This window comes from Kitasatospora sp. MAA4 (assembly GCF_029893355.1).
In the GTDB taxonomy this organism is placed as follows: Bacteria; Actinomycetota; Actinomycetes; order Streptomycetales; family Streptomycetaceae; genus Kitasatospora.
Genome location: NZ_JARZAI010000019.1, coordinates 25,737 through 38,807 on the forward strand (window position 1 = coordinate 25,737; position 13,071 = coordinate 38,807).

Here is a 13,071-nt window from a genome sequence, read left to right on the forward strand (position 1 = left end):
GGGTTCCCTAACTCTGGTTGTAGCGGGGGCTGGAGGCGTGCCATTCCTTGTTGCCGCCGAGCCAGGCCCACAGGCCGGCCAGGAAGCGGGTCAGCACCGGGTCGCCGGTGCGGGCCAGCTCGGCGGCCGCGGCCTCGAAGGAGTGCACGAGTTCGTTGTGGATGTCGGCGGAACGCTGGATCGCCTGGTCGAGCGAGCAGCCGTCCTCCGCCGCGATCACCATCGGCAGGTTGTACTCGACGCCGCCGGCGCTGCCTTCCTTGTGCATCGAGTACACGTCGTTCAGCAGCACGGACGCGAGGGCGGCCAGCAGCGTCGCGCGCCGCACGTCGGGGCGTCCGTACACGTCGGCGGGCAGCTCGTAGCCGCCGACGGCGTCGACCAGGGCCATGCACGGCAGGAAGCTGTTCATCTGACGATTCGCCAGGTACTCCCAGACCGGCGGCAGGCTGCCGCCGATCCGCCACCCCGCCTCGGCGTCCATGCCGAGGAAGAGCCCGGCGATCTCCTGCCGGAGCCGGTTGACCTGCGCGCCGCCGGCATAGGGCGCCAGCTCCTCGACGGACCGCCGCAGCGCGTTCAGGACCGGTTGCTCGCGCATCGCGCGCTCGTAGCGGGCGCGGGCGGCGAGGGGCTGCTGCGCCGGGTCGATCGCCGACTGGGCGAGCATCAGCTGCGGTCCGAGGCGTTCGGGGTGGTCGCTGGTGGCGGCGTCCTCGCAGAAGTAGTCGTCCACCGCGAACTCCGCCGCCATGCAGCGGGCCGCGGCCAGCAGCCGGTCCGGGTCGTCGGTGTCGGGGTGGGTCAGCATGAGCAGCCGGCCGTAGTCGGCCTTGCGGAACTTGTCCAACTGCCCGGCGTAGATGCCGACCTGCTCGGCCCAGCGGACCAGCCGCTCGTTGACCTCCCGGCCCAGGGCGGGATCGTCGCGCAGGTGCGGCGGGCAGTACAGATCGGGGAGCTTGCGGCTGTTCTTCGCCGTACCGAAGATGCGGGCGGCCGAGGTGCCGATTCCCGTGGGGCCGTTGGGTATTCGCCGCCCGGCATCGGCGACGGTCTGCGTGGGTGTCATCGATCCTCCTGGAGCTGCGGCGGATCAGGACCTGGGGGCGGCCACGTGGACGTTCTCCAGGATGCCGACGGCGTCCTGGACGAGAACCGCCACCGAGTAGTAGGCGGACACCAGGTACCGGATGATCGCCTGGTCGTCGATGCCCATGAAGCGGACGTTCAGTCCGGGCTCGTACTCGTCCGGGATGCCGGTCTGGTGCAGGCCGATGACGCCCTGGCGGTCCTCGCCGGTGCGCATCGCGACGATCGAGGTCATCTGGCGGCCCGTCACCGGGATCTTGCCGCAGGGGTAGATCGGGACGCCCCGCCAGGCGGGCACCCGGTGGCCGTCGACCTCCGTGCTGTCCGGGTAGATGCCGCGCTTGGTGCACTCGCGGAAGAAGGCCGCGATGGCCTTGGGGTGCGCGAGGAAGAAGTCGGTGCCGCGGCGCATCGACAGCAGGTCGTCCATGTCGTCCGGAGTCGGCGGCCCCGACCAGGTGTTGATCCGCTGGTCGTAGGCGGCGTTGTGGAGCAGGCCGAACTCGCGGTTGTTCAGCAGCTCCCATTCCTCGCGTTCGCGTATCTCCTGGACCGTCAGGTGGAGTTGCTGCTCGAGCTGGTTCATCGGGTCGTTGTACAGATCGGCGACCCGGGAATGCATCCGGAGAATCGTCTGGGTGAGCGAGAGTTCGTATTCGCGGGGTGCCAGGTCGTAGTCCACGAAGGAGCCGGGGATCTCCGCCTCGCCCTCGTGCCCGGCCGAGACGGCGACTTCCACCTCGCCCTTGGAATTCACCTTCCGGTTCGCGTTCTCCAGGAATGCGCCGATGTGCGTGCGCAACTCCGCGGAGCGGTTGAACAGTTCGAGGAAGCCGGTCCAGGGGAGGGTCAGCAGGGTTCCGTCGGTGGCGGCCTTCACGGTGGCCGACCAGAGCGGATCGGTCTGCAGCAGGGCCTCGTCGCCCAGGTGGTCGCCGTCGGACAGGACGCCGTGGGATTCCTGGCCGCCGTACTTGCCGGTGACGATCCGCTCCATCCGGCCGTGCGCGATGATGAAGACCTCCTCGATGGGCTGGCCCTCCTCCACGATGACGTCACCGCTGCGGAACTCGCGCAGGGTGAAGCGGCCGGCCAGCTCCGCGAGCAGCGCGTCCTCGCCGAACCCCCGCAGCACCGGGATCTCACGCAGCGTCTCCGGGATGATCCGCACGTCGTCCGCGCCCGCCTGGACGAAGCCCACCCGCCCCCGGCCCACGGCCAGCGAGAGCCGCCGGTTGACCCGGTAGGTCCCGCCGGACACCTCCACCCACGGAAGCTTGCGCAGCAACCAGCGCGAGCTGATTCCGCGCATCTGCGGCGCGGACTTGGTGGTCGTCGCCAGATTGCGCGCGGCGGCGGTACTGAGGCTGAGCCGTTCGCGGGCCCGGGCGGATTCGATATCTGCTTCGACGGTCATGCAACGAGCTCCGATCGACGGGACGGAAAAGGGAAATGCGCACCGCGCCGCGATGAACATGGACGGAGTGGACGGCGTTCGCGTCGGCGGCATTCGGCCGCGCACTCCCGGCTTATTCATTGATAGCGGCAAGCGGAGTGGCGGTCATCGTATTCATGGAAACCAGGACGGCAGTTCGAAGCTAACTCGCCAGACTGGGCGCGTGGCCGGATTGCATGGTTCCGGTTAGAAGTCCCGCAGGCGGGGTAGCCGGTTGGGACCTGCTCCGCTGACGGGTCGTTCGTATCGGACGGGACGCCGGATCCTGCCCGCCGCCGGGTTTCGGCCCGACGCGGACGATCAAGGGTGGCGAGAACTGCCCGGTGTTCGACGGCCCGAGCGGGTGCTGGGGTTTAACCGCTCGTCAGGGCGGTTTGGGCCTGTTTCGTAGGATGGCGACTCAAGGTACGGACACAGTGGCTGAGGGTCAGGGGGGCTTGCGCGATGTGGTCGACTCTGTCGTCAACCGCGGTACCGGCGGTGGACCGGTTCGAGTGGTTTGCTGATGTGGTGGCCCAGGCACTGGCGCCCACGGCGATCAGCTGTGCGGCGCCCGCCGAGTTCGAGGCGGAGGCGTCCGTGCTGGAGCTGGGCGAGGTGCAGCTGTCGACGTTCCGCTACCCGGCGCTGCGGTCCCGGCGGTCGCCGGCGCTGATCCGGCAGAGCGATCCGGAGCGCTACGAGTTGGGTCTGGTGACCGGGAGCCCGATGTGGATCTCCCAGCGCCGCAACGACTCCGGGCTGATCATCGGCGACATGGTGCTCTGGGACACCTCCCACCCCTACGAGGCAGGCGCCCCGGTGGAGGGGAGCACGGTCCGAGCCGTCATCCTGCAGATCCCCAAGGCGGCGCTCCCGCTGCGCTCGGGCAAGGCGGACGAGCTGCTCGCCCGGCGGATCTCCGGCGGGCAGGGGATGGGCGCGATCCTGGCCCAGTTCATGACCAGCCTGGGCGCGCACGGGGGTGACTGCGACCCGGCGGACCGGACCAGGCTGGGCCGGGTCGCGCTCGACCTGGCCGCCGCGTGCCTGGCGCAGAACCTCGGCGCCGGCGACGACCTCCCCGCCGAAACCCGCACGCGGGTCCTGCTGGAGCGGATCGACGCCTTCATCGACCACAACCTCGCCGACCCCGAGCTGACCCCGCAGCTCGTCGCGGACCGCCACCACATCTCGCTGCGCCGCCTGTACGTGCTCTTCCAGGAGCGGGAGGAGAGCGTGGCCGGCTGCATCAGGCGGCGGCGGCTCGCCCGGTGCCACGCCGACCTCGCCAACCCCGAGCTGCGCACCCGTCCGATCCATGCCGTCGCCGCCCGCTGGGGCTTCGCGTGCGCCGCCGGCTTCAGCCGGGCCTTCCGCGACGCGTACGGCATCAGCCCCAGCGAGCTGCGCCGGCGGGCGGGGGAGAGTGCCCGCACGGATCGTCAAGGGGTCCTGCACGCTGCGCAAAGTCTCAAGATCAGCCCGGCTCTAGGCTCTGGAAACGAAGGGGAAGCCGTCTTCCCGCCGGACGTTCCAGGGGAGAGAGCGTGAAGTACGGCGCAGGACCGGGTCGTTCGCCCTGGGGCTCAGCCGCGCGCAGCTGCGCCGTGCTGGGCCCAGCGGCCCGGGCCCACCCGGGGGAGGCGGCGGGCACAGGCCGCGGCCCTGCCCCTGTCCCTGGCACGATTCCCGCGCAGTTCGTCGCGGGTCCGCGCCCGTCGGACGCGGGCCCGTCACTGGGGAGCGGGCCCGCCTCCGACCGGTAGTTCGGTCTCCCAGTCGAGCAGGCGCAGCAGCTCCTCGTCCACCCGCTGGGCAGGGCGTGCCGAGTCGCGGGCGGGCGGCGGAGCGTCGTCGCCGGACGGCGTGGCGCGCTCCGGGCTCCTGCTCGCCGTCAGCTGGGCGCTCACCGTCATGTTCTGCTCGGCGCGGGGTCGGCGGTGCCGTTCGTAGCACTCCAGCGCCGCCGCCGTGCCATCCGCGTCGCGCAGTGCCTTGGCCAGCACCACCGCGTCCTCCAGGGCCATCGAGGCGCCCTGCCCGGTGGCGGGCGAGGCGGCATGGGCGGCGTCGCCGATCAGCACGGTCCGGCCGCCGCCGTGCCAGCGGGCGCCGGGGCTCAGATGCAGGGCGTTGGTCGCCATCAGCCGGTCGCCGGTCGCCGCGACGATCTCCGCGGTGGGCGTGCGGTCGGGGCGCAGCACCGGCAGGAGCCGGTCACGCCACTGGGCCGGCGTCGTCCCGGTGAGCTCGCGGGCGGTCAGCGGCGCCCCGGGCACGCGCGCGAACCAGAAGGTCTCGCCGGCGGGGGAGACCAGGTAGCCGAAGGCCGCGCCGCTGCCGCGGACCATGGTGATGCGGTCCGGCGCCTCGCCGCGTGGCGGGTAGTCGGTGGTGTAGCCGTAGAAGACGCTCTGGCCCGCGTAGGCCGGCGCCGACGCCGCCGGGTCGAGCTGGGAGCGCACGGCCGAGTGCAGCCCGTCCGCGCCGACGAGGAGATCGCCGGTCGCCGAACTTCCGTCCGCGAACGTCGCGGTGACCTCGGTCGCGCTCTCGGTGACGGCGGCCAGCCGCGCGCCGTGCCGGATCGGGATGCCGCGGCGCTCGACCTCGCGCTGCAACGCCGCGCCGAGTTCGGCGCGGCGCAGGCAGCGGTAGCGGGTCAGCGGGTGGTCGTGCTCGCCCAGCGGCATGGCGGCGAGCTGCGCCCCGGCCTCGTCGAGGACGCTCATCCGGGTGACCGGGAAGCCGAGTTCGGCGATCGGCTCCGCCGCGTCGAGCTGCGCGAGCGCGCGCATGCCGTTGCTCGCCAGGGTGAGGAAGGCGCCAATGTCCTCGCCGGTCCTCGGGTGGGCCTCGTAGACGGTGACCTCGAAGCCTGCCTTGTGCAGCGCCAGGGCTGCCGCCGTCCCGGCGATGCCACCGCCGATGACCATGATCCCTGCCATCTCGGCCCCTCTCTCGAGCTACAGACCCCACGCTACGTCAGATCCTGGTGCCGGCAAGGCCGGTGAGCGCCGGCTCCAGGGAGTCCGGGGCGGGCATGGCCGCGATCTCGGCGCGCACCTCGCGGGCGGCCCGGGCCAGGGCGGGGTCGGCGATCAGGCGGTTCAGCAGCTCCGGGTCGATCTCCGCGGCGGTCGCGCTCAGGCCCGCTCCCCGCTCGCGCACCGCGTCGGCGGTGACGAAGCGGTCCGAGCCGTCGGGCAGCAGCAGTTGCGGCAGGCCGGCGTCCAGCGCGCCGAGCGCGGTGCTGCCGCCGCCGTGGTGGACGGCGGCGGTGCAGGTGTCCAGCAGCGCGCGCCACGGGACCCAGCCGTACGGCCGTACGTTGGCGGGCAGCGGACCCAGGGCGCCGAGGTCGAGGTCGCCGGTGGCGAGGACGAAGTCCGCGTCGACCCGGGCCGCCGCCGCGACCACCCGCTCGATCCTGGTCAGCCCGTCGAGCTTGGGCGGCACGGTGCCCAACGTCACCGCCACGCGCGGACGGTCGGCGGGAGCGGCCAGGCTCTCGGGCAGCGCGACCTCGCCGTTGTAGGAGACCGGGCGCATCGGCCACCCGTACCGCTGCCCGCCGGCGGCCAGGCTCGGCGGGCACAGGTCGAGGGTGGGGACGTCCTCGGGGAGCCGCCGGACGCCGTGCCGGGCGAACGCGTCCGCCATCTCCGCGAGCATCAGCGCGCGCAGCGCCGGAGTGCGGGCCACCCCCAGGTCGTGCTGCACGGCGGGCACGCCCAGGCTCGCCGCCGCGAGCAGCGCGGCCGGGAAGAGGTACTCGTACACCACCAGGTCCGGCCGCCAGCGGGCGGCGAGTTCGACGGTGGCGTCGGCCACGACGGTGTTGACGAGCGCGGCCAGCGGCACGAAGGCCTCGCGGTCGGCCGAGTTGGAGGCGACCACCCGCCGCAGCAGCTCGGGCCGCCGCACGCGCCCGGCCTCGCGGATCTCGCTGCGCCAGTCGACGCCCGGCGCCAGCGGCAGGTACGGCAGCCCGGACGCAGCGACCGCCTCCCCGCCGTCCATCGAGGTCACCGCGACCTCGTGGCCGAGCCCGCGCAGCGCCCTGGCCAGCGGGACCAGTGGGAAGAGATGGCCGATGCCGGGGGCGCCGGCGAACAGGACGCGCATCAGTGTGCTCCGTGGGTGGGCGGGTAGCGGGTGGGCGGTATCCGGTGCAGGGCGGCTTCCAGCCCGTCCAGGACGGCGTTGCAGTCGCGGCGCAGGGTCGCGGCGTCGACGGCGGTCAGCAGGTAGACGCCCAGCCAGTTGCGCGACCCGCCGGACGGGTCGAAGGCGGGCACCGGCCGGCCCGGCGGCAGCGCGAACGCGGGCACCGGCTCGATGGTGCTCCCCGGGGAGAGCAGGCTCAGCCAGTCCACCGCCTCCGGGTCCCAGCGCGCACCGGTCCGCCAGGGCACGCCCGCCGCATCGGCCGGGACGACGGCCAGGGAGGCGGCCGCGCCCACCCTTCCGGTCCCGGCTGTCGGCATCGTTGCCGGGTAGCTGACCCGTTCCCCCAGCAGCTCGCGCACCAGCAGGCCGATCGGATCGAGCCCGAACACCTCCTCCAACTGCCGGATCGTCAGCAGCCCGCCGAACCGGGCCGCGGTCTCGATCACCACCAGCTGCCCGTCCGGCAGCAGCTTGAGCTCGGTGTGCGTGCCGCAGGTCTCCAGGCCGAGCGCGTCGACGGCCCGGCGCGAGACCTCCTCGATCCGGCGCTGCAACGGCTCCGGCAGCACGCACGGCGAGGTGCTGGCCACCTCGACGAACGACGGCACGGTCGGCAGCTTCGCGGTGACGGCGAGCGGGTGGTAGACCCCGCGCGCGACGATGCCCTCGACGCTCACGTAGTCGCCGTAGCCCGGCTCCTCGTACCAACCCGCGGTGGAGCCCTGGGCAATCTCCTCGACCAGCCGGTCCCGGTCGGTGTCCGGCGCGTACAGCTCGTCCATGCCGACGCGGCGGCCCGCGTGCAGTGCGTCCTCGATCTGCGACCAGGCGGGGGCGGCGTCCTCGGGCGAGTGCAGCACGAGTTGGGCGACCGACCCGGCGCCCCAGGCCGGCTTGAGCAGCAGCGGAGGCGTCAACTCGGCTGTCGCAGACCGTAGTTCCTGCTCGCTGTCGACACGGCGGAAGTGCGGGACCGGGACCTCGGCGGCGGCCCAGGCCTCCCGCATCAGCCGCTTGTCCCTGGCCCGCAGGATCCCGGGACCGGCGCCCGCCAGGCCGAGCCGGCGCGCGGCGTGCGCGACGGCCAGCACCGCGAACTCGGACAGCGTCAGGACGGCGTCGGCGCCCAGGGCCTTCGCGTGCTCCACGATCAGCTCCACCAGGGCTTCACCGCGCGGCGGTTCGGGCACCTCGGCGATGCGGGTGCAGCTGGGCAGCCAGGCCTCCCGCGCGGCCGCGGGCAGCGGCGCCAGCGCGAGGACGTGCAGCTCGCCGCAGGCGGCGATCCGCGGGAACGCGTACTCCAGCGGCGCGCCGCCCCTGACGTAGACGTACAGGATCCTTCTCAACCGGCGTTCTCCTCAAGTCCCGTGGTGTGAAAGGGTCGCAGCTGCAACAGGTGGATCCGCTCGCCCTCGATCAGCCACTCGACGTCGACCGGCTCGGACTCGGACTTGGGCGCAAACTTGGGCGCGGGCTCGGGCTCGGGCTCGGGCGAGAAGTGCGACTGCAGCAGCCGGCTGATCAGCGCGAGTCGGCGCACCGCGGCCTTCATCGAGTCGTCCAGATCCGCGCCGGCGGAGCCGAGCGACAGGGTGCGACTCGTCCCCTCGACGGTGTTGCACAGGTACTGAATCGGCGCGCCGCCCGAGCCGGAGACCACCTCGGCCACCGAGCGCTGCGAGATGTTCAGGTAGACGGTGCGGAAGTCCCGGCGGTCGAGCGGGTTGCAGGTGACCAGCACGCCGCCGGTCCTCGCCTCGACCTGCTCCTGCACGATCACGCCCATCGAGCAGTGCTCCAGCGGGATGCCCGCCTGCCGGCGCAGCAGCACCGCACGCGGGGAGTACAGGGAGGCCCACACCTCCCGGACGCCGTCCAGGACTTCGTCCGTCGTGCCGAGCTGCGGGAGCGAGGTGTAGAGCCCGGCGGCCGAGAACCCGGCCAGGTCCTCGGCGTTGGACGAGCTGCGCACGACGAAGCGGGCGGCGCCGGCGAGGTACCGGACGAGTGCGCGCTCGATCTCGCTCCGGAGGTCGGCCGGCAGCGGTGTACTGCGGATCAGCCGTTGTACGTCGAGGCAGCGCTCCGCGAGGTCGCTACCGTTCGCGTCCACTGTTCGCCACAACTCGGCGAGGGCGGCCAGGAGTTGGGAGGACGAGTCCAAGAACCGCCGGTGCAGCGAAAACGGCAGCGCGATGCCCCGGGGCACCACCGCGTGCTCCTTCGCCAGGTGCCGCGCCGCGTCCTCCACCTCCCCTTCCGGCACGCCGAGTTGGCGCGCGAGATGGCCCAGCAGGTTCGCCCGGGGCGGTCGGGGGGCGCGGTAGAAGCCGAGCCAGCGCGGCGAGCCGTACTGGAGCAGGTGGCAGAGTTCGCCGAGGTTCGCGGCCTTGGTGCCGAACCGGCCCTGGTCGCCCATCCGCAGGTCGGACAGCGCGGTGATCGGTGCCGGCGCCCACTCGGGCCGTTCCAGAACGACCGTCCCGGCCGCCGCCCAGGGCGGCAACGCGCTGACAGCTCGCGGCCGTTCGGCTGCCATCAGGACGAAATCGGCGGCGTCGGCGTCGACTTGGTACTCCGCCCACTGACCGTCCAACCCGGCACGTTCGACCAGCTCGATGGCATCCACCCGGACGGCGTTGGGAATCCGCCACCCGGCGGCCATCACATTCACATGCGACAGCGGCGCGGTGTGCTCGCCGTGGACGATCCCCGACAGCCGCGGTATGTCCTCCGGAATCCGCGGCATCACCAGGATGTCGTGCCATCGCAGCGGTTCCGCTGCCGACCGGTATTCCTCCTCGGACCGGAACATCCGCACCCGCCCGCGTGCCGTCCCCGGGTTCAACGGGACGAACCTCGCACGGGAGTAGAGGTCATGAGCCAGCACCCGCGGAATCTCCTCCACCGGGACATCCGCCAGATACCCCTCCTGAAGGTGGTTGGCCGGCTTGAGCAGCAGCGGCACCCCCGGGTCGAGCTGGGCACGGACCGCGCGGTAGAAGAACCGCAGCATCTCCCGCGACATCGTGTCGACGTCCACGGTCTCCAGCGACAGGAACCGCTCCGCGTCGCCCTGTTGACCCCCGTGCAACGCCAATGTCCCGAGGTAGAAACGCCGTTCGGGATCCCGGTACACCGAGTCGTTGAACGCATCGAGATCCTGGGCCAACTCGCCCATGGACATGCCCAGTACATCGCACGCGACATACTGGACGTGCAGGACCCCGTCGGCACTGTCGATGAAGTGAACGGTCGACTCGGCCCGATCCAACACGAGCTTCACATACGGGTACCCACTCACCACCCCAGCCAGTTGCGAGAACGTCGGAAGCGTGAGTACTTCGCCCACGAGGGAGCGCGGCGCGAGTGGCTCAGCGATGCCTGAGCGGGGGAGGTTCACGGTTCAGCCATTCGTCTACGCATGTGCAGGTCATGGTGTACGTCGGGTCAGAAGTTCGTAAAGGCTTGGTTCATCGTGTCATCGGATCGACATTCTGGCGAATAGTTGTACGAATTTCAGCCAAAGCTGAATCGATCCGGCCATGGAGGTGCCGACAGCGAGTCGAACCTCCGCACTACATGAGAGTTCTGGTGCCGGTGCGGGGGGCATCCTCGGCCAGGGGTGCGGACGCCTGAACCACCCCGTGTCCTACCGAAAGGTCGGCCTAGATCAGGAGGAGATCAACATCTTCATCGCCTCAACCTGGGGCCCCGAATCGGATCCCGGGATGCTCCACCGGAAGGTGAAGCCGTGGCCGTCCTTGTACTCCAGGGTGCCACCCCGTTCCTGCGGCGTGATGTCAAAAACGGCCACCGACCAGACCGTGCTGTTGGCCGGTATCGGCGGGCCGGGATAGGAGTCCGGCCGAACGTACTTGGCATTGTCGTTGTTCGCTGGAGTAGTCGCGCCATCACGGGTCACGAGTCGGAAGCCTCCGCCTTCCTCCAGGGTGGTTGCGTCGGCCATGTCGATCGTGGCCGTGTTCTTGATGGTGATGATCTCGAACTGACCGTTCTGGGCGATGGATCCGGTGGCACGGACTGCGTAGACGACTGTGGTGGGTGTGAGCTGGAGCGGGGCTCCGCTCATGCCATCGCCCATTGGCGTGAGGGATCCGGTCGTCTTCACGGTTGTCCCGAGTGCAGGGCTGTTGCCGTTACCGCTGGAGCAAGCGGCAAGGACGATCATCGAGCCTATGGCGGATGCGCAGGCGAGGAAGCGCTTCATGTCCGAAGAATGCCGCAGTATCTTATGAAACACTCGCTAGTTACGAAGATGTGACGGTCAGTCAGGATCACTGCTGCGGTTCATTCGGTGGGCGATCGCTCGAACGACGCCGCCCTGACGGCGACTGCGGCCGACACGTCGTCCGAGTCACGGCATACGTCAGCCCAGCGTGTACTCCAGGACGTAGGAGTGGCTGCCGTCCTCGGATTGGATGATCTCGACGAGGGATGAAATCGGTGGATCACTCCCAGCCGTGCTCGGCGTAGGTCCGGTTGTCCCACTCCGGGTGCGCTGCGGTGTAGGTGCCCCAGCCCATGCGCTGGTAGTACAACGTCATCGCGTCGAAGTGGCTCGCGGCCTCGACGGTCCACACGAGCCGGGCACGTTCGGACAAGAGCGCACGAGCCCCGTCTCCGCGCGGCCCGGCCAGACAGAACGTCTGGCCCTCCTCGCCTTCGTCCCACAGCTCGTGAAGCACTGGCTCAGGATAGGTCCCAAGCGGCGCGATGTGACCACAACGGCTGAACCGCTGTCGTCCCCGCCGCACCAGCCGCCCTGCGTACCCGCTCGCTCGGTTCCATCAGTCACCAAGGGTCGGCCAGTTCTCGGCAAGCCGCGCCGTCGGGGTCTCGACCCAGTTCATCGTCCGGGCGGAGTGGTAGCCGAGGGCGTGGTTGATGCCGATCATGTGGGTGTTCGTGGTGGCGGTGGTGGTGAGGATGCGTTCCAAGTCCGGGCGCTCGTCGGCGAGCCACCGCATCATGGCGGCCTTCATGGCCCGGCCGAGCCCGTGGCCGCGATGGGCGGCCAGCACCGAGGTGTCGTAGATGAAGCCGCTCTCTCGGCGGTGCGGGTAGTTGTGGATGACGTGCACGCCGACGACCCGGTCCGTGGCCTCGTCGACGGCGATGGCAACCCGCTGCTCCGCGCCGGCGTCCGCCAACTCGCGGTCGGTTGCGCGGACCTGGGCGGGGGTCCAGACGGTCGCCCGGTAGCTCGTCCCGCCCAGCGGGGCATCCTGGATGGCCTGCCGTGCCGCGGCGTAGGAGTCGATGAGCCGCTCGGGAGTCGCTCCCGTCCAGCACTCCAGGCGGTAGCCGGCCGGGGCGGGCACATCCCACAGCTGCGCGGGAGTCCGCGCGATCAGCAGGACCTGCATCACGGTGCTGTGGGTCACCTCGAACCCTAGGCCGTCCACCCACCGGGCACCGGCGGAGTCGGGCTTCATCCCCAGGCCGAGGACGGTGTCGCGGCGAGCGTCCAGGATCGCGGGCATGGCCGAGCGCAACAGTTCGGTGCCGACGCCGCGCCGCCGAAGTTCGGGGTGCACGTGGACCTCGACATTGACGATCCCGCTGTTCGCCTCCTCGGGCAGCGCCACCCTGACCGACCCGGCCAGGCGCCCGTCCAGGTGCCCGACCCAGAAGCGACATGGTCCGTCCCCGACCGGCGGCGTGCGCAGGCGGCCGATCGCGCTCTCGTAGGTCAGCGGCGGGTCCTCGGGCGAATCCGCCGCTGCGACTGCTGCCCGCATCGCGTGGTAGTCGGCCAGGAGTTGCTCGGGGGCGGTGGACGGATCGAGCGGCCGAACATCTAGAGTCACTGGACCTCCAGGTATCTGGGACTGATAGGAAGATCTTGCAGCACGTACTCCGCCCACACGGTCTTGCCCGGCGCTGCCGGCCGTGGGGCGACGCCCCAGCGGCTGGCCAGGCCGGCGACGATGAGCAGTCCGCGGCCCGACTCCGCGTCGCCGGGCGGTTCCTGGAAGGAGAGCAGCGGAACGCGCTCGGTGCGGGTGTCGGACACCTCGATCCGCAGTCTCTGCGGCCGCCCGCCCGTCAGCCGGACTTCACCCGTCAGTCGAACCTTGAAGTCCCGTCCGGGCACGTGTCCGTGGCGTACGGCGTTGGCGGCCAGCTCGGCGGTGATCAGGGACACGGTCTCGTTGGCGTCGGTGTCGTACCCGTAGCCCCAGTCCTTCAGCCGGTCGGAGACGAGGCGCCGGGCGAGCCGGGCCCCGCGCGGTGTGGAGGTGAACCGCATGGTGAACTCCCATCCCCACGATCCGGGTTGGGGTTCAGGTGGCGGGGTGGCGGAGGTGTTGCACGGAGGCTTCATGAGGACGAGCCTG

11 protein-coding genes are annotated in these 13,071 nt (G+C 71.0%); 1 reads left to right on the plus strand and 10 read right to left on the minus strand.

The genetic code is table 11. The annotated features are described in order from the left end of the window. Positions 1–7: 7 nt before the first annotated feature. Together P3T37_RS24365 and P3T37_RS24370 are read right to left on the minus strand one after the other, a co-directional pair. Complete coding sequence (locus tag P3T37_RS24365; RefSeq protein WP_280725957.1) at positions 8–1,072, minus strand: family 2 encapsulin nanocompartment cargo protein terpene cyclase; 1,065 nt, start codon at positions 1,070–1,072, stop codon at positions 8–10. A 24-nt stretch (positions 1,073–1,096) separates the two neighbouring features. Beyond that, positions 1,097–2,509: a family 2B encapsulin nanocompartment shell protein gene (locus tag P3T37_RS24370; RefSeq protein ID WP_280725958.1), complete on the minus strand. Its 1,413-nt coding sequence runs from the start codon at positions 2,507–2,509 to the stop codon at positions 1,097–1,099. A 549-nt stretch (positions 2,510–3,058) separates the two neighbouring features. On the opposite strand from P3T37_RS24370, the gene P3T37_RS24375 reads away from it, so the two are divergent. Further along, positions 3,059–4,081: a helix-turn-helix domain-containing protein gene (locus tag P3T37_RS24375; protein ID WP_348533277.1), complete on the plus strand. Its 1,023-nt coding sequence runs from the start codon at positions 3,059–3,061 to the stop codon at positions 4,079–4,081. A gap of 182 nt (positions 4,082–4,263) precedes the next feature. Here the strand turns inward: P3T37_RS24375 and P3T37_RS24380 are convergent, their stop codons facing one another. From P3T37_RS24380 to P3T37_RS24415, 8 genes are all read right to left on the minus strand, one after another. Next, positions 4,264–5,478: an FAD-dependent oxidoreductase gene (locus P3T37_RS24380; RefSeq protein ID WP_280725960.1), complete on the minus strand. Its 1,215-nt coding sequence runs from the start codon at positions 5,476–5,478 to the stop codon at positions 4,264–4,266. 37 nt (positions 5,479–5,515) lie between these two features. Beyond that, entirely contained in the window at positions 5,516–6,658 is a 1,143-nt protein-coding gene (locus tag P3T37_RS24385) for a nucleotide disphospho-sugar-binding domain-containing protein (RefSeq protein ID WP_280725961.1), read from the minus strand. Beyond that, entirely contained in the window at positions 6,658–8,052 is a 1,395-nt protein-coding gene (locus P3T37_RS24390) for an ATP-grasp domain-containing protein (protein WP_280725962.1), read from the minus strand. Before P3T37_RS24390 ends, P3T37_RS24385 begins: the two co-directional genes overlap by 1 nt. After that, on the minus strand, positions 8,049–9,992 hold the full coding sequence (locus tag P3T37_RS24395; protein ID WP_280725963.1) for a PEP/pyruvate-binding domain-containing protein: 1,944 nt from the start codon (positions 9,990–9,992) through the stop codon (positions 8,049–8,051). The genes P3T37_RS24390 and P3T37_RS24395 overlap by 4 nt, the downstream gene beginning before the upstream one ends. Positions 9,993–10,379: 387 nt before the next feature. Continuing rightward, positions 10,380–10,937 (minus strand): hypothetical protein, encoded by a 558-nt coding sequence (locus P3T37_RS24400; protein ID WP_280725964.1) that lies wholly within the window; start codon positions 10,935–10,937, stop codon positions 10,380–10,382. A gap of 241 nt (positions 10,938–11,178) precedes the next feature. Further along, entirely contained in the window at positions 11,179–11,415 is a 237-nt protein-coding gene (locus P3T37_RS24405) for a hypothetical protein (protein WP_280725965.1), read from the minus strand. Positions 11,416–11,517: 102 nt separating this feature from the next. Beyond that, entirely contained in the window at positions 11,518–12,540 is a 1,023-nt protein-coding gene (locus P3T37_RS24410) for a GNAT family N-acetyltransferase (RefSeq protein ID WP_280725966.1), read from the minus strand. Then, entirely contained in the window at positions 12,537–12,983 is a 447-nt protein-coding gene (locus P3T37_RS24415) for an ATP-binding protein (protein WP_280725967.1), read from the minus strand. The genes P3T37_RS24410 and P3T37_RS24415 overlap by 4 nt, the downstream gene beginning before the upstream one ends. Between the last annotated feature and the right edge of the window lie 88 nt (positions 12,984–13,071).

What these genes read in the sequence shown, in the direction of transcription:
- P3T37_RS24365 (WP_280725957.1), bottom strand. Translation starts at nt 1,072, where the DNA reads ATGACACCCACGCAGACCGTCGCCGATGCCGGGCGGCGAATACCCAAC.
- P3T37_RS24370 (WP_280725958.1), bottom strand. Translation starts at nt 2,509, where the DNA reads ATGACCGTCGAAGCAGATATCGAATCCGCCCGGGCCCGCGAACGGCTC.
- P3T37_RS24380 (WP_280725960.1), bottom strand. Translation starts at nt 5,478, where the DNA reads ATGGCAGGGATCATGGTCATCGGCGGTGGCATCGCCGGGACGGCGGCA.
- P3T37_RS24385 (WP_280725961.1), bottom strand. Translation starts at nt 6,658, where the DNA reads ATGCGCGTCCTGTTCGCCGGCGCCCCCGGCATCGGCCATCTCTTCCCA.
- P3T37_RS24400 (WP_280725964.1), bottom strand. Translation starts at nt 10,937, where the DNA reads ATGAAGCGCTTCCTCGCCTGCGCATCCGCCATAGGCTCGATGATCGTC.
- P3T37_RS24415 (WP_280725967.1), bottom strand. Translation starts at nt 12,983, where the DNA reads ATGCGGTTCACCTCCACACCGCGCGGGGCCCGGCTCGCCCGGCGCCTC.